A 19957-nucleotide genomic window follows, 5' to 3' on the forward strand; every position below is an offset into this window, starting at 1 on the left:
GAACAGTACATCGATGGCTCGCGGTCGGGTGATCGTCGACGGTGGGGCGCCTCATCCGCTGGGCGAATCCCCGCGCATCACCCTGGGTCGGGAACCCGACAACGACATCGTGATCAACCATCCGATGGTGTCGCGTCGACATCTCGCCATCGAGTGGCGCGGCACTGCCTGGTATCTCGTCGACATCGGTAGCACCAACGGCTTTTTCGCCGGGGGTCGACGCATGGCCGAGATGATCGTCGCCGGCCCGACGCAGGTCCGGCTCGGCGACGTGAGCACCGGCCCGGTCGTCGACCTGGTCATCGATCCGACCGCTTACCCGCCGCCCAGCGGCCGGGTGCCGTCCTCGCCCGGCCGTCCGGGTCCGTTCCCGTCGGGGCCCCGATCGGCGGGGTTCGCCGCCCCCGGACATCCCGGACCGAACCTGCCGCCGTCGGGCCGCATCCCGCCGCGACCCCAAGGTGGTCCCGCTCGTCCCGGTGCGCCGGAACCGATGCCCGCCGAGCTGCGCAACGCCCCGCATCTGCAGGCGCTCAAACAGAACGTCTCGGCGGTGTACCGGCTCCCCGGAGCGCCGACCCCGCCCGAGCGGGAGTCGATCTCGCTGCGCGGGGTGCAGCGCATCGGCCGCACCCCGGACAACGACATCGTCGTCAGCGACGTACTCGCCTCCCGCCACCACGCGCAGGTGTCGAGCCGCGGCGGCGTCCTGGTCATCGACGACCTCGGCAGCGTCAACGGCACCTTCGTCAACGGCCGGCGCGTGAACAACGCACCGCTGTCCGACGGCGACGTGGTCACGATCGGCAACAGCGACTTCGTGGTGTCCGGCGGCACCCTCATGCGCGGCCAGGAGAGCGCGGCCGTCGCCGACGGCCTCCACGTCCACGGGGTGAGCCTCGTCGTCGACGGCGGCAAACGGCTCCTGGCCGACGTCGACTTCAGCGCGAGTCCCGGCACGCTCACCGCGGTGATCGGCCCGTCCGGCGCCGGCAAGTCGACCGTGTCGAAGATCGCCGCAGGTCTGAACTCGCCGACGAGCGGCCTGGTCACCTTCGAGAGCCGCAACGTCCACGCCGAATACGACGCTCTCCGCACCCGTATCGGCATGGTCCCGCAGAAGGACGTGCTCCACCACAAACTCACGTTGCGGCAGGCCCTGCGCTACGCGGCCGAGCTCCGGCTGCCGCCCGACCTGTCGAAGGAGGACCGCGACCGGGTCATCGACGGCGTCCTCAGCGAACTCCAGCTCACCGAACACGTCGACACCCGTGTCGAGAAGCTCTCCGGCGGACAGCAGAAGCGGGCGTCGGTGGCGATGGAGCTGCTCACCGGTCCGTCGCTGCTGATCCTCGACGAGCCGACGTCGGGTCTCGATCCGGCTCTCGACCGCCAGGTCATGGCAACCCTGCGGCGCCTCGCCGACGCCGGCCGCGTCGTCCTCGTGGTCACTCATTCCCTGACGTACCTGTCGATGTGCGACCAGGTGCTGTTGCTCGCCCCGGGCGGCAAGACGTCGTTCTGCGGCGCGCCCGCGCACGTCGAGCAGGAGATGGGGACCTCCGACTGGGCGGAGATCTTCGCCTACGTCGCCGACCAACCCGACGCCGCGCACACGCGCTACCTCGATCGGCATCGGCGCACACCGAATCCGCCTCCGCCGCAACGTCCTCCGGGTCCGCCGATACCGGTGCCGCACACCAGCTTCACCAGGCAGGCGTCGACGATCGCCCGACGCCAGGTGCGGCTGGTCTTCGCCGACATCGGCTATCTGGTGTTCCTGGTGCTGCTGCCGGTGGTCCTCGGGCTGCTGACGCTGGTCATCCCGGGGTCGAGCGGCTTCGCCCGGCTCGAGGTGATCCCGAATGCGCCGCCACCCAAGGACGGTGCGGAGGCGATCCAGATCCTGGTCGTCCTCGTCGTGGGTGCGGCGTTCATGGGTGCGGCCCTGACGGTTCGCGATCTCGTCGGAGAGCGCGACATCTTCGAGCGCGAGAGAGCTGTCGGATTGCGTCCCGGCGCTTACCTGTTCGCGAAGATCGTGGTCTTCTTCGTCGCCGCGATCCTGCAGACGATCATCATGGTCGGCATCACCTTCGCCGGGCGCGGCCTGCCCGACTTCGGTGGTCCGATCCTGCCGCCGCCGCTGGCCTTGCTGTTCGCCGTCGCGGTACTCGCCTGTGTCAGTACTCTTGTCGGACTCGCGATCTCGTCGGCGGTGAAGTCCAACGAGCAGGTGATGCCACCGCTGGTCATCGTGGTGATGGTGCAGCTCGTCTTCTGCGGCGGCCTGTTCAAACTCGACGGTGTCGGCCTGCAGCAACTGTCGTGGATCTTCCCGTCGTTCTGGGGTTACGTCACCGCCGCCGGCAGCGTCGACCTGTACAACATCAACGTCGCCGCACCCCAACGGATCACGCTGTGGGAGACATCGATCGCCCACAGCGCCATCGCCTATGCGGTGCTCGCCTTCATCAGCATCCTGCTGCTCGCGTTCACCTACTCACGATTGCGGTTGAAGAAGCGCTGACCACGACCCACTGCTGCCTGAGGTGCGAGGAGCGCAAGCGAGGACTTCACTGCTGCCTGAGGTGCGAGGAGCGCAAGCGACGAGCCACGAAGGCCCGGCGAGACGACCTCTATCCAGACGCCACCGGGTACCGCACGAGCCCGAGTTCGGCGTCGTGCGAGAGCTGTTCGTGGCGGGGGAGTACGCGCACGGTGTAGCCGAGGTGCCCCGACGCCGGTGGGGTGGCCGGCACCGAGAAGACCACCCGGCCCGACGCATCTCGTTCGGCGGCCGGGCTCATGTCGATGATCGCCGGGTCGACGATGTCGCCGTCGTCGGTCACGCGGCCCAGCACGAGTTGGACGCGGAGACTCTCGGGTTCGAGCTCGCCGAGCGCCACATGTGCCGACACCCGCAAACCGTCGTCCTCGTTCTCCTCGTCCACGCCGGCGACGACGATCGAACCCCAGCCGGTCTCGATGTCGCGCCGGTAGATCGCGAGGTCGCGGGCACCTGCGTAGTCGTCGGCACACGCGGCGACGTAGGCGGTCGCGGCCGGACAGTACAGCTCGGTGGTGTAGTCGCGGACCATTCGCGAGGCGAGAACCCGGGGTCCCAGGCGAGTCAGCGTGTGGCGCATCATCTCCACCCACCGCGTCGGCAGTCCGTTCTCGTCCCGCCGATAGAACAACGGGATCACTGTGTCCTCGAGAAGCGAATAGAGCGCCTCGGCCTCGAGATCGTCGCGTCGGTTCTCGTCCTCGACGCCCTCGGCCGACGGGATGGCCCAGCCGTTGTCGCCGTCGGCCATCTCGTCCCACCAGCCGTCGAGGATCGACAGGTTGAGTCCGCCGTTGAGCGCCGCCTTCATCCCCGACGTCCCGCACGCCTCCATCGGCCGAACCGGGTTGTTGAGCCACACGTCGCAGCCGGCGTAGATGTACCGGGCCATCGAGATGTCGTAGTCGGGCAGAAAGACGATGCGGTCGCGCAGCTGCGGATCCTCGGTGAAGCGCACCACCTGCTGGATGAGTGCCTTGCCGCCGTCGTCGGCCGGATGCGCCTTGCCCGCGATGACGAGCTGCACCGGGCGGTCGGGGTCGGTGAGGATGCGGCGCATGCGTTCCGGGTCGCGAAGCATGAGCGTGAGTCGCTTGTATGTGGCTGCGCGACGGGCGAAGCCGATCGTCAGCACCCCGGGGTCGAAGAGGTCGGCGGTCCAGCCGAGTTCGGCGTCGGTGAAACCCCGTTCGCGGCCGCTCGCGTGCGCCCGGCGCCGGACCTCGGCGACGAGCTCGGCCCGCAGCGACTCGTGGGTGGACCAGATGGTCTCGCCGGGCAGCCCGGCGTAGACCTCGGGGGCGGAATCCTCGTCGCTCGAGGCGAAGTCACGCCACACCTTCGACACCCACGTGGGACCGTGCACGCCGTTGGTGACCGCGCCGATCGGCACATCGGCGGCGTCGAAGCCGGGCCACAGGTCGGCGAACATCTCCCGGCTCACCTCACCGTGCAGCTGCGAGACGCCGTTGCTGCGCTGGCCGAGCCGAAAACCCATGTGCGCCATGTTGAACACACCCGGGTCGGCCTCGTCGCCGAGTTCGGCGACGGTCGAGGCGGGCAGTCCGGGCAGCAGACGCGAGGTCCCGGAGTCGTCGCCGTCGAGATACCGGTTCACCAGATCGGTGGGGAAGCGGTCGATCCCGGCCGGCACCGGCGTGTGCGTGGTGAAGATGTTCGACGCCCGGACCACTGCCTCGGCGGTGTCGAAGTCGAGTCCGGCGGCCACGTACTCCCGGATCCGCTCGGTGCCCAGGAACCCGGCGTGACCCTCGTTCATGTGGAACACCGTCGGCTCGTCCCGGCCGGTGACCCGCACGTAGGCGCGGAGCGCGCGGACACCGCCGATGCCGAGCAGGATCTCCTGCAGGATGCGGTGCTCCTGATCGCCGCCGTAGAGCCGGTCGGTGACGCCGCGCAGCTGGTCGTCGGTGTTGGCCGCGATGTCGGAGTCGAGGAGCAGCAAGGGGATTCGGCCGACGTCCGCGACCCACACCTGTGCGGACAGGGTCCGACCGCCGGGCATCGAGATCTCGACGACGACAGGTGTGTCGCCTTCGGTGAGAAGGGTGAGCGGCAGATCGCGCGGGTCGTTGACCGGGTAGCGCTCCACCTGCCAACCGTCGTGGTCGAGGCCCTGGCGGAAGTAGCCCGACCGGTAGAAAAGTCCGACGCCGATCAGGGGTAGCCCGAGATCCGAGGCCGCCTTCAGGTGGTCACCGGCGAGGATGCCGAGGCCACCGGAGTAGATCGGCAGGACCTCGGAGACCCCGAACTCCATGGAGAAGTACGCGATCCCGGGCGGTACCGGATGGGTCTGGGCGTACCCGCCGAACCACTGCGGCGCGTCGAGGTACTCCTCGAGACTCGCCTCCGCCGCCGACACCCGCGCCCGGAACTCGTCGTCGGCCGCCAGCTCGGTCAGCCGGACCGGATCGACGTCGGCGAGCACCCGCAGCGGATCACCCGTCGCCTGCCACCGCTCGGTGTCGATCGTCGCGAACAACTCCTGGGTCGGCGGGTTCCACGCCCAACGCAGGTTGCGTGACAGGGGGCCGAGGGCGGCGAGTTCGGGAGGCAGCGGCACCCGAACGGTGAACCGGCGGAAAGCTTTCACGGCGACGACGGTACTGGTGCCGGGCCCGCCCTGCGAGCGGGACGATGCGAGCCACTCCGCATCACCCTCTACCCTCGAAGCATGCAGCGAATCATCGGTACCGAGGTCGAGTACGGAATCTCCGCTCCCGGCGACCCGACCGCGAATCCGATCATGACCTCCACGCAGGCGGTTCTCGCCTACGCGGCCGCGGCCGGCGTGCCCCGCGCAAAGCGCACGCGCTGGGATTACGAGGTCGAGTCCCCGCTCCGCGACGCCCGCGGATTCGACCTCGGCCGCGGTTCCGGACCGGCCCCGATCATCGACGCCGACGAGATCGGTGCGGCCAACATGATCCTCACCAACGGCGCCCGCCTCTACGTCGACCACGCCCATCCCGAGTACTCCGCGCCCGAGGTCACCGATCCCATGGACGCGGTCATCTGGGACAAGGCGGGCGAACGCGTCATGGAGGCCGCCGCACGCCACGTGGCGAGCGTCCCGGGTGCGCCGAAGCTGCAGCTCTACAAGAACAACATCGACGGCAAGGGCGCCTCCTACGGCACCCACGAGAACTACCTGATGGCCCGCGAGACCCCGTTCACCGCGGTCATCGCAGGTCTGACCACGTTCTTCGCCTCGCGCCAGGTCATCACCGGCTCGGGCCGCGTGGGAATCGGCCAGTCGGGCGACGAGGCGGGCTTCCAGCTCTCGCAGCGCTCGGACTACATCGAGGTCGAGGTCGGCCTCGAGACCACCCTCAAGCGCGGCATCATCAACACCCGCGACGAGCCCCACGCCGACCCGGAGCGCTACCGCCGGCTGCACGTCATCATCGGTGACGCCAACCTCGCCGAGACCGCGACCTACCTCAAGGTCGGGACCACCGCACTGGTCCTCGACCTCATCGAGGCGGGCGTCGACTTCTCCGACATCGAGCTCGCCCGCCCGGTCCAGGCGGTGCACACCATCAGCCACGACCCGACCCTGACCGCGACCGTCGCACTCACCGACGGCCGCGAGCTGACCGGCCTGGCCCTGCAGCGCGAGTACCTCGAACGCTGCATGAAGTTCCACGAGCAGGAGCACTCCGACGACGCGCGGGCCAAGCATGTTCTGGAAACCTGGGCGGATGTGCTCGACCGTCTCGAGCGCGACCCGATGGAGTGCTCGGACATCCTCGACTGGCCGGCCAAGCTGCGCATCCTGGAGGGCTTCCGCCAGCGCGAGGGTCTGGCCTGGTCGGCGCCGCGCCTGCAGCTCATCGACCTGCAGTACTCCGACGTCCGACTCGACAAGGGGCTCTACAACCGCCTCGTCGCGCGCGGCTCGATGAAGCGCCTCGTCGACGAGAACGACGTGCTCGCCGCGATCCACGAGCCGCCGCGCAACACCCGCGCCTACTTCCGCGGTGAATGCCTGCGTCGTTTCGGCGCGGACGTCGCCGCGGCCAGCTGGGATTCGGTCATCTTCGACCTCGGTGGGGACTCTCTCGTCCGCATCCCGACGCTCGAGCCGCTGCGCGGGACGCAGGCCCACGTGGGCAAGCTGCTCGATTCGGTCAACTCCGCGGCCGAACTCGTCGACCAGCTGACCACCTGACACGCGCGGGGCATGTGCTTTGTTCCGCCCGAGTTGTCGCCGCCACAGGTAGTGTGGGAACACACGATTCCGAGGCCGATTCACCAGGGATCAACCCCCGGCGGAAGCCGGTGAGATCCCAGGGGTCGCGAGACCCGATGGTGGTCGGTCGCGGGTAGCCCGCCAAGGGGCGATCGGTTTCAAGGAGGCAGCAGATGGCGCAGGAACAGACCAAGCGTGGTGGCGGCGGCGACGATGAGGGCGTTGGCCCCGATTCCGGTGCCGGACAGGAACGTCGCGAGAAGCTGGCCGAGGACACCGACGACCTGCTCGACGAGATCGATGACGTGCTCGAGGAGAACGCCGAGGACTTCGTGCGTGCTTACGTGCAGAAGGGCGGCCAGTGAGCGACAGGTTCGGATCACTGCCCTTCTCACATTTTCGTACGGGTTCCGTCCCGGCCCCGAGATCGTCTCTGAGTGCGGACATCTCGTCGTTCACCGAGTTCCTGCGGATGCACGCGCCCGAGCAGCTTCCGCAGGCTCAGGTTGATCGCGTGGGGTCCTTCGCGGGTGGCGCCGACGGCGCCGGAGACATCCCGCACGGCACGACGATCGTTGCCGTGTCGTACCCGGGTGGCGTGATCCTCGCGGGGGATCGTCGCGCCACCATGGGCAACCTGATCGCGACGCGGGACGTCAAGAAGGTCTACATCACCGACGAGTACTCGGCGGCCGGTATCGCCGGCACCGCGGGTATCGCGATCGAGATGGTGCGGCTCTTCGCCGTCGAGCTCGAGCACTACGAGAAGATCGAGGGCGTCCCGCTCACGCTCGACGGCAAGGTCAGCCGGCTTGCGAGCATGGTCCGGGGCAACCTCGGCGCGGCCCTCCAGGGTCTCGCCGCCATCCCCTTGCTCGTCGGCTACGACATCGATCACGACGACCCGACCGAGCGCGGCCGGATCTTCAGCTTCGACGTCGCGGGTGACCGTCACGAGGAGTTCGGCGGGTACACGGCCATCGGTTCCGGGTCGGTGTTCGCGAAGTCGTCGCTCAAGAAGCTCTACCGCTCAGATCTGACCGTTGGTGAGGCGCTCGCCATCGCGGTGGAGTCCCTCTACGACGCAGCCGACGACGACTCGGCCACCGGCGGACCCGACCTGGTCCGCAGGATCTTCCCGATGGCCGCGGTCGTCGACGCACAGGGTGCCCGGGAGGTGGACGCGACCGAGATCGAGGATGCGGCGCGGGCCGTCGTCGAACGCCGTACCGCCGAGCACGAGGGAGGTGCCCGATGACCTTCCCGTATTACGCCAGTGCCGAGCAGATCATGCGCGATCGCTCGGAGCTCGCACGTAAGGGCATCGCACGCGGTCGGTCGGTGGTCATCCTGACCTACGCCGACGGCGTGCTGTTCGTCGCGGAGAACCCGTCGAACACCCTCCGCAAGACCAGCGAGATCTACGACCGCATCGGTTTCGCCGCGGTGGGCAAATACAACGAGTTCGAGAGTCTGCGCAAGGCGGGCATCCAGCTCGCCGACATGCGCGGCTACAGCTACGACCGCGCCGACGTGTCCGGTCTGTCGCTCGCCAACACCTACGCCAACGCCCTGGGCAGCGTCTTCACCGAACAGGCCAAGCCGTTCGAGGTGGAGTTGTGCGTCGCCGAGGTCGCCCGGGCGGGCAAGCCGAAACCGTCTCAGCTGTACCGGATCTCCTACGACGGCTCGATCACCGACGAGACCCGGTTCCTGGTGATGGGCGGCGCGACCGAACCCATCGCGGCGGCTCTCAAGGAGAGCTACGCGCCCGACATGGCGCTCGCCGAGGCGATCGGGGTCGCAGTCAAGGCGCTCGCCACCCCGGCCGACTCCGGCAACGGCGCCCCGGCGTCGCCGCGGGAGCTGACCGCCGGCGACCTCGAGGTCGCGATCCTCGACCGCAATCGGCCCCGACGGGCGTTCAAGCGCCTGACCTCGGCCGCGGTCGAGGAGCTCCTGCCGACCGCCGGGACCCCGGCCGCCGATGCGTCGGCGCCGGATGCACCGGCGGACGACACCACTTCCGGCGGGGACACTTCCGACGGATCGAATTAGAACGCGACGACGCGCGGTCGACCGGGCTGTTCTGCCCGGTCGACCGCGGGTCCCGCGAGTAGGGTTGGTCAAGTGCAGCGACGAATCATGGGCATCGAGACCGAATTCGGTGTCACGTGCACCTTCCACGGCCATCGACGACTGAGCCCGGACGAGGTGGCGCGGTATCTCTTCCGCCGTGTCGTGTCCTGGGGCCGCTCCTCGAACGTCTTCCTGCAGAACGGCGCACGGCTCTACCTCGACGTCGGCTCGCATCCCGAGTACGCGACGGCCGAGTGCGACAGCCTCATCCAGCTGATCAACCACGACCGCGCCGGCGAACTCGTCCTCGAGGACCTGCTCGTCGACGCCGAACAGCGGCTCGCCGACGAGGGCATCGGCGGCGACATCTACCTGTTCAAGAACAACACCGACTCGGCGGGCAACTCCTACGGCTGCCACGAGAACTATCTCGTCGTCCGGGCGGGGGAGTTCTCCCGGATCTCCGACGTCCTGCTGCCGTTCCTGGTGACCCGGCAGCTCATCTGCGGCGCCGGCAAGGTGCTGCAGACGCCGAAGGCCGCCACCTTCTGCCTGTCGCAGCGCGCGGAGCACATCTGGGAGGGTGTCTCCTCGGCGACCACCCGGTCGCGGCCGATCATCAACACGCGTGACGAGCCGCATGCCGACGCCGAGAAGTACCGTCGCCTGCACGTCATCGTCGGCGACTCCAACATGTCCGAGATGACGACCCTGCTGAAGGTCGGCTCGGCGGCCCTGGTGCTCGAGATGATCGAGGCCGGCGTGGCGTTCCGGGACTTCGCTCTCGACAACCCCATCCGCGCCATCCGCGAGGTCAGCCACGATCCCACCGGCCGACGCCCGGTGCGTCTCGCCGGCGGCCGCCAGGCCAGCGCTCTCGACATCCAGCGCGAGTACCACGCACGCGCGGTCGAGCACCTCACCAACCGTCGTCCCGATCCCGAGATGGACATGGTCGTCGACCTGTGGGGCCGCATGCTCGACGCGGTCGAGGCCGACGACTTCGCCAAGGTCGACACCGAGATCGACTGGGTCATCAAGCGCAAGCTGTTCCAGCGCTACCAGGACAAGTACTCGATGGAGCTGTCGGACCCGAAGATCGCGCAGCTCGACCTCGCCTTCCACGACATCAAGCGCGGACGCGGTGTGTTCGACGTCCTGATGCGCAAGGGGCTGGTGGCCCGCGCGACCACCGACGAGGCCATCAAGACAGCGGTCAACGAGCCGCCGCAGACCACCCGCGCCAAGCTGCGTGGTGACTTCATCTCGGCGGCGCAGAAGGCCGGCCGCGACTTCACCGTCGACTGGGTGCACCTCAAGCTGAACGACCAGGCCCAGCGCACCGTGCTGTGCAAGGACCCGTTCCGCAGCGTCGACGAGCGGGTCGACCGGCTGATCGCATCCATGTGAGCGTGCCTCCGCACGGCCCGATCGGCGACGATCTAACCTGACGCAGTGGCCACTCCCAAAGTCGAGCGACTGCTCAATCTGGTGATCTGTCTGTTGTGGACGCGGCAGTACGTCACCGCCGAGTACATCCGACGCAATGTCGCCGGCTACCAGGACGGCGACAAGTCCGACGAGGCGTTCAACCGGATGTTCGAGCGCGACAAGAACGAACTGCGCGACCTCGGTATCCCGCTGGTCACCGGCCGTTCGCCGATGGCGGCGGGCGCCGAGGGATACCGCATCGACCGGGACACCTACGAGCTGCCCGACATCTCCCTGGACTCCGACGAGGCGGCCGCGATCGCCATGGCCGCCGCGCTCTGGGACACCCCTGAGGTATCCACGCTGTCGCAGACCGCGATCCTCAAACTCCGCGCCGCCGGCCTCGACGTCCGCTCCGAGGACGACCTCGGCATCACCGCGGGCGGATCGTCGCGCTCGATGGGTTCCGAACAGGTCATCGCCGGACTGCTGGCCGCGATCCAGGCCAGACGGGCCGTCGAGTTCACCCACCGGTCGTCGGCGACGGCAACCCCCGCGGCCCGTCGAGTCGAGCCCTGGGGAGTGGTGTCGCACCGGGGTCGCTGGTACGTCGTCGGTCACGACCTCGATCGCGCCGCCACCCGTACTTTCCGGTTGTCGCGGATCTCGTCGGTGACCCCGGTCGGCCCCGCCGACGCCGTCGTGGTGCCCGCCGGCACCGACCTCCAGCAGATCGTGTCCGCGGCGGTCGACTCCGCGGCGGGCACCGATGGACGTACCGCCGGTATCTGGGTGGCCGCCGGCCGTGCCGCGGGTCTGCGCCGGGCCGCGACGTCGTCGGAGCCCGGTGACCTCGACGGTGAGCCAGGCGACGTGTTGACCCTCGACATCCACTCACTGTCCGCGGTGGCGCGCATGGTGCTGGGTGTGGGTCGGGACGCCGTCGTCCTCGACCCGCCGGAACTGCGGGACCTCGTCATCGCCGGCCTGGACCGGCTGGCGGGGGTGAATGCCTGATGGCCGGTGCACAGCCGTCGCGCCTCAACCGGCTGCTGGCGATGGTCCCGTATTTCCAGGCTCGACGCGGCATCTCGATCGAGCAGGCCGCGCGTGAACTCGGCGTCACACAGACGCAGCTCACCAAGGATCTCGAACTGCTCTTCGTGTGTGGGCTCCCCGGCTATTACCCCGACGACCTGATCGAGCTCGAGTTCAGCGAGGGCTTCGTCAACGTGGGGTTCACCGCGGGCATGGACCGCCCGCTCCGACTCACCACCGTCGAGGCCAGCACGCTCCTCGTGGCACTGCGTGCCCTCGTGGAGACGCCCGGTGTCGTCGACGTGGCCGCCGCGCGGCGTGCGATCGCCAAGATCGAGGAGGCGGTGGGCGCCACCGCCGTGCCCGGCCTCTCCGGCGCCGGCCCGGAATCGGAGGCGGCGCCGGGGGAGAACCCGACCTTCACGACCGTCCGCGAAGTCGTGCGGCGGGCGCGTGCGCTCCGGCTGAACTACTACTCGGCGAGCCGGGACAGCGTCACCGAACGCGTCGTCGACCCAATCCGCCTGCAGGTGATGGATCAGCACACCTACCTCGAGGCGTGGTGCCGGATGGCCGAAGGCGTGCGGCTGTTCCGCTTCGACCGCATCGACACCGCCGTCGAACTCGACGAACCGAGCAACCCGCCGGCCGAGGCCGAGTCGTCGTCGCAGTCGGTGCTGGTCCCGGAGAACCCGGATCTGCCGGCGGTCGAACTCGAGATCGATCCCGATCATCTGTGGCTCCTCGACTACTACCCGGTCGAACCGACCACCTCGATCTCCGACCGCGACCCGGAGGCGCCGGTCCGCGCCCGCATGGTCTACGGCTCGCCCGAGTGGCTCACCCGATTCCTGCTGGGCTTCGGCGGATCGGTCCGCATCGTCGACGACCCGGACATCGCGGCGGCGGTCGCCGGATCGGCCGCGAGCGCACGCGAACGCTACCGCTGACCGGGCGGTCCGCCGGTCCCCGACAACTCGGGTAGCATTGGACACGGTCTGGATCCGATCTGAAGGGTGATCTCATGGGCTTCACTTCGTGGTGGCACTGGGCGATCGTCGCCGTCGTGCTGCTGGTCCTGTTCGGCTCGAAGAAGCTGCCGGATGCCGCCCGAGGTCTCGGACAGTCGCTGCGCATCTTCAAGAGCGAGATCAAGGAGATGCAGAAAGACGAGAAGCCGGCCGACTCGGCGCCCGCCACCGACGCCGCGCAGCGGGAACTGCCGTCGGCTGACACCACTCAGCCGGGTACGACACCGTCGAACGCCGACACCAAGAAATCGGCTTAGGGGCGCGTCGGAGAATCCGAGTGCGCATCCCCTTCGACCCCCGATACCGCAAACGCAAACTCAATCCCGACGGCACCATGTCGTTGGTCGAGCACCTCTATGAGTTGCGTACCCGTGTGGTCATCTCGCTGCTGGCGATCGTGGCCACCACCATCGTCGGCTTCATCTGGTACAGCCACGGCTTCCTGGGTGTTCCGTCGCTCGGCGACATGCTGCGCGGGCCCTACTGTGACCTGCCGCCCTCGTCGCGAGCGACCCTGACCGCCGACGACTCGTGCAGGCTCCTCGCGACCGGTCCGTTCGATCAGTTCATGCTTCGGCTCAAGGTCGCGCTCACCGCCGGTGTCGTCCTTGCCTGCCCCGTGTGGATCTACCAGGTCTGGCAGTTCATCACGCCCGGTCTCCACGACAACGAACGCCGCTACGGACTCGTTTTCGTCACCCTGGCGACGACTCTCTTTGTCGCCGGCGCCGTGCTGGCCTATCTGGTGGTCGCCAAGGCATTCCACTTCCTGCTGACGGTCGGCAACGAGGTCCAGGTCACGGCACTGGCAGGTGATCAGTACTTCGGCTTCATGATCAATGTGCTCGTCATCTTCGGTGTCAGCTTCGAGTTGCCGTTGCTGATCGTGGCGCTCAACGGCGTGGGAGTCCTCACCTACGCCCGGCTGAAGCAGTGGCGCCGCGGACTCATCTTCGCCGTCTTCGTCTTCGCGGCGGTGGTGACCCCGGGCCAGGATCCGTTCACCATGCTCGCGCTGGCAGTGGCGCTGACGGTGTTGATGGAGTTCGCGATCCAGTTCGCCCGCATCGTCGACCGGCGTCGTGGCAAGCGGGCACCGACATGGGCCGGACTCTCCGACGACGAGGCGAGCCCCCTGCCGCCGACCCGCCCGGTCTCGCCGCCGTCTCCGGTCGCGACCTCGGCCGCCGGGAACCCGAACGCCACTCGCACGTCGACACGGGCACACGAGACATTCGACGACGTCCTGTGAGTCAACTCGACGCGTTCACGTCGCGGCTGGAATTCGGACTCGACCCCTTCCAACGGCGGGCCTGCGAGGCTCTCGAAGCCGGGCACGGTGTTCTCGTCTGTGCGCCGACCGGTGCGGGCAAGACGATCGTCGGCGAATTCGCGGTCCACCTCGCGCTCGCCGGGGGCACCAAGTGCTTCTACACCACCCCGATCAAGGCGCTGAGCAATCAGAAGTACGCCGACCTCGCCGCGGTACACGGGCACGAGTCGGTCGGTCTGCTCACCGGTGACAGTTCCATCAACCCCGACGCGCCGATCGTCGTGATGACGACCGAGGTCGTGCGGAACATGATCTACGCCGAATCCCGCGCCCTCGACGGCCTCTCGCATGTGGTGATGGACGAGGTGCACTTCCTGGCCGACCGCTTCCGCGGTGCGGTCTGGGAAGAGGTGATCCTGCACCTCGAACCGTCTGTGCGCGTGGTGAGCCTGTCCGCGACCGTCAGCAACGCCGAGGAGTTCGGCGACTGGATCCAGACGGTCCGCGGCGACACCTCCGTCATCGTCGACGAGCACCGGCCGGTCCCGCTGTCGCAGCACATGCTGGTCGGACAGCGGATGTTCGACCTCTTCGACCCGGCCGACCGCGATCCGGCGGATCGCAAGGGATCGCGTCCGCGGGTGAACCCGGAACTCAAACGGCACATCCGCCATCGCATCCTGCTCGCCGACGACGAACGGGAATCGTCTCGGGGCCGAGGTCGCCGAGGCGGTGAGGGAGTTCCACGCCGCCGTGACGGACGAGGTCCGCTGCTCTCACGGCCCAACCTCGTCGCCCGCCTCGACCGTGAGGGGCTGCTGCCCGCGATCGGGTTCATCTTCTCCCGGGCGGGCTGCGATGCCGCTCTGGCGCAGTGCTTGCGGTCAGGTATCGCGCTGCTGACACCCGAGGAGGTCGCCGAGGTCGACGCCGTCGTCGACCGGCGCCTCACCGAACTCTCACCGAGCGATGCCGACGTGCTGGGTGTCCAGGAATGGCGCGAGGGTCTCCGGCGCGGCCTCGCATCGCACCACGCCGGAATGCTCCCGACCTTCCGGCACGCGGTCGAAGAACTCTTCGTCCGCGGACTCGTGCGCATGGTGTTCGCCACGGAGACACTGGCGCTCGGGATCAACATGCCGGCCCGGTCCGTCGTCCTCGAGCGGCTCGTCAAATACAACGGGGAGTCGCACGTCGACCTCACCCCCGGCGAGTTCACCCAGCTGACCGGCCGCGCCGGACGCCGCGGGATCGACGTCGAGGGTCATGCCGTCGTGGTGTGGACACCCGAAGTCGTCCCCGAGGAGGTCGCCGGTCTCGCGGGTGCCCGCACCTTCCCGCTGCGCAGCTCGTTCTCGCCCGAGTACAACATGGCGGTCAACCTGCTCGGCCGTCTCGGTCTCGACGGTGCCCGCGAACTCCTGCACCGGTCGTTCGCGCAGTTCCAGGCCGACCGATCGGTGGTCGGACAGGCCCGTAAGCTCCACGAGTCCCAGCGTGCACTGCGCAAACTCGACGGCGAGTTGGCCCGCGCCGCGGAGGCACGAGGTCTGGAACCCGGCGGAGCGGACGCCACCGGCGAGCCCGCGGTGGGCGATTCCGAGGCGTATGCGGGGTTCCTCGGTTATGTCACGCTTCGCGAGGACATCCGTCGCCGCGAGCGAGACCTGAAGTACCGCAGGCGGATCGACACCGAAGACACGATCGTCGCCGATCTCGCCGCGCTCAAACGCGGCCACGTCATCGGCGTACCCGTCGGACGCCACCGCGGTCTCGCGGTGATCGTCGAACCGGCCACGCAGGCGGCCGATCCCAAGCCGCTGGTGGTCACCGAGGATGCCTGGTGCGGGCGGATCGGGCTGCGTGACTTCGTCAATCCGCCGGAGGTCCTCGGCAACATGCGGTTGCCGAAGAACGCCGACCGCCGGACGGGTCGCGGACGCCGTGACCTCGCGTCGGCGTTGCGGTCCACCGGGATCGAGATGCCCCGCGGTCGATCGAAGAAGCGTGCCGACGCCGCCGACGACACCAAACTGGCCCAGATGCGCCGCGCCCTGCGTGCCCATCCCGCACGCCAGATCCCGAACGGCGACGAGCTGTTCCGCCTCGCCGAGAAACGCAACCGTCTGCTCCGCGACATCGTCAACGCCGAGCGCAGCATCGGCGAACGCACCTCGACGCTCGGCGTCACCTTCGATCACATCGTCGGTGTCCTCAGCGAGCTCGGGTACCTCGAGCGCGTTCGCGAGGCGTCCGAATCGACCGGGCACACCATGCGGGTGACCGACTCGGGCAAACTGCTGGCCCGCATCTACAGCGAGAGCGATCTCGTGGTGACCGAGTGCATACGTGCCGGCGTCTGGGATGACCTGTCACCCGCCGACCTGGCCGCGGTCGTCGCGGCCCTGGTCTACGAGAGCCGCCGCGACAGCTACGGCGGTGTGGATGCCCTCCCGGGTAGCACCTCGCTGCGTACGGCGATGGCCGCGACCGTCGACATCTGGTCGAAGGTGACTGCGGTCGAATCGCGTCACCGCGTCAGTCCCACCCGGGAACCGGACACCGGTTTCTCGCTCGCGGTGGCGACGTGGGCGTCGGGCCGTACGCTCAGCGAAGCCCTTCTCCTCGCGGGCGAACGGGGCCAGCTGCTCTCGCCGGGCGACTTCGTCCGGTGGAACCGCCAGGTCATCGACCTTCTTGAACAGATCCGGCTCTGCGTCGGAACGGACACTCGTCTCGGTGGGACCGCGCGGTCCGCGGTCCGGGCGATCCGACGGGGTGTGGTGGCAGCGGAGCTCGGCTGAGCCCGTCGGTCCACCAGACGACGCCCGGGAGCGCCCCGTGCAAGGTTGACTGATAGTCGTCTGTGCCTGAGGTAACGTTCATCCCGCATTCGGTGTCGGGGTGCGATTTTCCGGCACTGCGCGTGACGTCACAAGTTCGCCGACGCCTCGTCGAGGTGGGTGGCCCAGTGGGAGGGGACTCATGACCGACCCGTACAACCCGAATCCGTCCCAACCCCAGCAGGGTCAGCCCGATGCCGGTGACAAGACCGAGATCGTGAACACGGGCGGTTCCCCGCAGGGTGGTTCGCAGGCCGACCCCACGACGATGGCGCCCAACCCCGGCTACGGTCAGCCCGCGGATCCGTACCAGCCTGATCCCTACCAGGCGAATCCCTACCAGCAGAACCCTTATCAGCAGACGCCGGGTTACGGCGCCGGAGGTCAGGCACCCGGCCAGCCGCCTCAGAACCAGCCGACGCAGGTCGGGTACCCGGGGGCACAGCCCGGCCAGTACGGTCAACCGGGCGGTCAGCCCGGATACGGCGGCCCGGGGCAGTACGGACAGCAGCCCTACGGCCAGCCCGACGCCGGTCAATACGGTGCGCCGGGCCAGTACGGTCAGCAACCGTACGGCCAGCCGCAGCAGGCCCCCGGCCTCTACGGCCAGAACCAGGTCGGCGGACCCGACCAGTTCAGCGGTATGGCGACGCCCACGTCGAACAAGACGCTCCGGACGCTGCTGTTCGCCGGTGGCGGTGCGTTGATCGTGATCGCCGCGATCGTCCTGATCACCGCATTCGTCGCGCCCGGATGGGCGCCGAAGAATCTCGACCAGCAGGCGGCCCAGGACGGCGTGCAGAAGATCCTGACCGAGGACTACCAGGCCAGCGATGTCAGCAACGTGAAGTGCCCGTCCGGCCAGCGCGTCAAGGAGGGCTCGTCGTTCACCTGCTCGGTGACCGTCGGCGGACAGGACCAGCAGGTCACCGTCACCTTCATCGACGATGAAGGTCGTTACGAGGTCTCGCGCCCCAGCTGAGTTTCTGCTGCTCGAGTAGTGCGCGGGCTCGCCATTCTTCTGCTGGTCGAGTAGGTCCGAGGCGCTGGCCGAGGACCGTATCGAGGCCACCGTCGGTGCAGCTCACCAGCCGAGCGCTTTCGCCAGCCGGCCCACCGACGCGCCGATGCCCAGCTCGTCGACGAGCGCGGCGAGTGCCTCGGGGTCGGCGGGCTCTGACGGCAACCGGTCAGATCCGCTGTCGATGGTCTCGGCGTCCGTGCGCACGGACACCACCGTGCGTGCCGCGTCGAGATAGTCGGTGGCCGCGAGCAGCGCCTTGCGTGCCCGCGTCGGAACCGTCGACGACGAATCCCGCGCGGCCGCCTCGAGCGCGTCCAGGCTGCCGAACTCGCTGATCAGTTTCGCCGCGGTCTTCTCACCGATGCCCGGCACACCGGGCAGGCCGTCCGACGCGTCGCCGCGCAGCATCGACATCTCCGCGTAGCCGATCCCGGCGCGATCGGCGGGCACGCCGTACTTCTCGCCGACCTCCGCCGGCCCCATCATCTCGGCCTTCGCCAGTCCGCGTCCCACGTAGAGCACCCGCACCGGCACCGGGTCGTCGGAGACCACCTGCAACAGGTCGCGATCACCGCTGACGACGATCACCGGATCCTGTGCCTCCTCCCAGGCCAGAGTTCCGATGACATCGTCGGCCTCGCAGCCGACCGCGCCGGAGGTCGCGATCCCGGCGGCGGCGAGGACGTCCATGATCATGTCGACCTGCGGTGTCAGGGTGTCCGGGACTTCTTCGACGTCGATGGTCAGGGTTCCGGTGACATCAGTGGCGCCGTCTTCGACCGCGACCCGATGTGCCTTGTAGGTCGGGATGAGGGCGGTGCGGAACTCGGGACGCCAGTCGAGGTCGAGGCAGACGACGAGGCGCGTCGGGTGTTCGCGCGTCACGAGATTCGCGATCGTGTCGATGAATCCCCGCACCGCGTTGACCGGTCGCCCGTCGGGACTGGTCATCTTCTCGGGCAGGGCGAAGAACGACCGGAACCACAGGCTCGCACCGTCGAGCAGCATCAACGAATCCGTCACCTCCACACTTTCGCATTGACGGCGTCGCCGCGTCACCACGACCCGCGCTACCGGCGGTAGTCTTCGACCATGGCAGCCACTTCGACCACCGCCGGCTCGGCGGCCCCGCTGTTCGGTGCCCCGCTGTTCGGTTCTGACGTGTACCGCGAACGCATGCGGCGTGCCGCGGAACTCACTCGCGAAGCGGGCCTCGACGCACTGGTGGTGGCCCCCGGCCCCGACCTCCGCTACCTGGTGGGCTCGCGCGCCGAGACCTTCGAACGCCTCACCGCGCTCGTCATCCCCGCGGCCGGTGACCCCAGGCTGGTCATCGCGCGACTCGAGGTGCCGTCGCTGTCTGCTTCGGCGGTAGGGGATCTCGGCATCGAGGTCGCCGACTGGGTCGACGGCGACGACGCGCACGGCCTCGCACTCGCCGGGCTGTCGCCGAATCCGGCCATCGCGGTGTCGGATTCGATGCCCGCTCTACACGTGATCCCGCTCGCCCGACACACCGGCGCCACACCGCAACTCGCGACGGCCGTGCTGCGCGAGCTCCGGATGATCAAGGACGACGCGGAGATCGAGGCCCTGCGTCGTGCCGGCGCGGCCATCGACCGCGTCCACGCCCGGATGGGTGAGTGGCTTCAGCCCGGACGCACCGAGCGTGAGGTCTCCGACGACATCGCGGCCGCGATCCTCGAGGAGGGGCACACCGAGGCGGCGTTCATCATCGTCGGCTCCGGCCCCAACGGAGCCGATCCCCATCACGAGTTCTCCGACCGTGTCATCGAACGTTCCGACATCGTCGTCATCGACATCGGCGGACCGGTGGAACCCGGCTACAACTCCGACTCCACCCGAACCTATTGCTTCGAGCCGCCGGCCGCCGACATCGCCGACGCCTACGCGGCGCTCCACGAGGCACAGCGGGCCGCGGTCGCTGCCGTCCGACCCGGGGTCACCGCGGCCTCGATCGACGCGGCCGCCCGCGACCTTCTACGCGAACGCGGTCTCGCCGACCAGTTCATCCACCGCACCGGACACGGCATCGGCCTCTCGGTTCACGAAGAGCCCTACATCGTGAACGGCAACGACATCGTGCTGCGTCGCGGCATGGCGTTCAGCGTGGAACCCGGGGTGTATTTCTCCGGCCACTGGGGTGCCCGCATCGAGGACATCGTCGTGGTCACCGAGGATGGCTGCGAATCCGTCAACAATCGCCCGCACGAGCTGGTGCAGCTGTAGGTCACGCGCTCCCGCCGCCAACCGGCCGGCGTGCGCCTCCTCTGCCGGCTCAGACCAGGCAACCCCATGCGGGTTGAGCCGACACCGAGCGTAGCGAGGCGTCGCGTCGAAATCCGTCTGCCCGCAGGCTCTGCCGACCGGTTCGGTCAGGGTGGAGGCGAGGTTTCGACGCGGTGGCTCGCTTCGCTCGCTACCGGCTC

The 19957-nt window shown here is 68.6% G+C and carries 15 protein-coding genes; 13 read left to right on the forward strand and 2 right to left on the reverse strand.

Translation table 11 applies throughout. The features are described from left to right. The first annotated feature begins 13 nt into the window (after positions 1 to 13). On the forward strand, positions 14 to 2530 hold the full coding sequence (locus NWF34_RS09100; RefSeq protein ID WP_258324838.1) for an FHA domain-containing protein: 2517 nt from the start codon (positions 14 to 16) through the stop codon (positions 2528 to 2530). 109 nt (positions 2531 to 2639) lie between these two features. Here NWF34_RS09100 and glgP read toward each other — a convergent pair whose 3' ends face one another. Continuing rightward, positions 2640 to 5186 carry an alpha-glucan family phosphorylase gene (glgP, locus tag NWF34_RS09105; protein WP_258324759.1) on the reverse strand — a complete coding sequence of 849 codons (2547 nt, stop codon included), beginning with the start codon at positions 5184 to 5186 and terminating at the stop codon, positions 2640 to 2642. Positions 5187 to 5267: 81 nt separating this feature from the next. Between glgP and dop the strand changes: the two genes are divergently transcribed. From dop to NWF34_RS09160, 11 genes are all read left to right on the forward strand, one after another. After that, the gene (dop, locus tag NWF34_RS09110; RefSeq protein ID WP_005200013.1) at positions 5268 to 6767 is read left to right on the forward strand and encodes a depupylase/deamidase Dop; all 1500 of its coding nucleotides are present in this window, start codon (positions 5268 to 5270) and stop codon (positions 6765 to 6767) included. A gap of 194 nt (positions 6768 to 6961) precedes the next feature. Next, the gene (locus tag NWF34_RS09115) at positions 6962 to 7153 is read left to right on the forward strand and encodes a ubiquitin-like protein Pup (RefSeq protein ID WP_004019064.1); all 192 of its coding nucleotides are present in this window, start codon (positions 6962 to 6964) and stop codon (positions 7151 to 7153) included. Next, positions 7150 to 8046, forward strand: a complete 897-nt coding sequence (gene prcB / locus NWF34_RS09120; RefSeq protein ID WP_258324760.1) for a proteasome subunit beta — start codon at positions 7150 to 7152, stop codon at positions 8044 to 8046. Before NWF34_RS09115 ends, prcB begins: the two co-directional genes overlap by 4 nt. After that, positions 8043 to 8846, forward strand: a complete 804-nt coding sequence (gene prcA / locus NWF34_RS09125) for a proteasome subunit alpha (RefSeq protein ID WP_005200011.1) — start codon at positions 8043 to 8045, stop codon at positions 8844 to 8846. Before prcB ends, prcA begins: the two co-directional genes overlap by 4 nt. A 72-nt stretch (positions 8847 to 8918) precedes the next feature. After that, positions 8919 to 10277: a Pup--protein ligase gene (gene pafA, locus NWF34_RS09130; RefSeq protein ID WP_005200010.1), complete on the forward strand. Its 1359-nt coding sequence runs from the start codon at positions 8919 to 8921 to the stop codon at positions 10275 to 10277. 45 nt (positions 10278 to 10322) lie between these two features. Then, positions 10323 to 11315 carry a YafY family protein gene (locus NWF34_RS09135; RefSeq protein WP_258324761.1) on the forward strand — a complete coding sequence of 331 codons (993 nt, stop codon included), beginning with the start codon at positions 10323 to 10325 and terminating at the stop codon, positions 11313 to 11315. Continuing rightward, positions 11315 to 12286: a YafY family protein gene (locus NWF34_RS09140; protein ID WP_258324762.1), complete on the forward strand. Its 972-nt coding sequence runs from the start codon at positions 11315 to 11317 to the stop codon at positions 12284 to 12286. The genes NWF34_RS09135 and NWF34_RS09140 overlap by 1 nt, the downstream gene beginning before the upstream one ends. A 74-nt stretch (positions 12287 to 12360) precedes the next feature. Continuing rightward, on the forward strand, positions 12361 to 12624 hold the full coding sequence (tatA, locus tag NWF34_RS09145) for a Sec-independent protein translocase subunit TatA (protein ID WP_258324763.1): 264 nt from the start codon (positions 12361 to 12363) through the stop codon (positions 12622 to 12624). A gap of 20 nt (positions 12625 to 12644) precedes the next feature. After that, positions 12645 to 13619 carry a twin-arginine translocase subunit TatC gene (gene tatC / locus NWF34_RS09150; protein WP_258324764.1) on the forward strand — a complete coding sequence of 325 codons (975 nt, stop codon included), beginning with the start codon at positions 12645 to 12647 and terminating at the stop codon, positions 13617 to 13619. Then, positions 13616 to 16444 (forward strand): RNA helicase, encoded by a 2829-nt coding sequence (locus NWF34_RS09155; protein ID WP_258324765.1) that lies wholly within the window; start codon positions 13616 to 13618, stop codon positions 16442 to 16444. Before tatC ends, NWF34_RS09155 begins: the two co-directional genes overlap by 4 nt. 181 nt (positions 16445 to 16625) lie before the next feature. After that, positions 16626 to 17465, forward strand: a complete 840-nt coding sequence (locus NWF34_RS09160) for a DUF4333 domain-containing protein (RefSeq protein WP_258324767.1) — start codon at positions 16626 to 16628, stop codon at positions 17463 to 17465. 102 nt (positions 17466 to 17567) lie between these two features. On the opposite strand, the gene NWF34_RS09165 is transcribed toward NWF34_RS09160, so the two are convergent. Beyond that, positions 17568 to 18515, reverse strand: coding sequence for a 5'-3' exonuclease (locus NWF34_RS09165; protein WP_258324839.1), 948 nt, complete (start codon positions 18513 to 18515; stop codon positions 17568 to 17570). A gap of 84 nt (positions 18516 to 18599) precedes the next feature. On the opposite strand from NWF34_RS09165, the gene NWF34_RS09170 reads away from it, so the two are divergent. After that, positions 18600 to 19757, forward strand: a complete 1158-nt coding sequence (locus NWF34_RS09170) for a Xaa-Pro peptidase family protein (RefSeq protein WP_258324768.1) — start codon at positions 18600 to 18602, stop codon at positions 19755 to 19757. Positions 19758 to 19957: the final 200 nt, after the last annotated feature.

This window comes from Gordonia sp. GONU (assembly GCF_024733855.1).
In the GTDB taxonomy this organism is placed as follows: Bacteria; Actinomycetota; Actinomycetes; order Mycobacteriales; family Mycobacteriaceae; genus Gordonia; species Gordonia amicalis.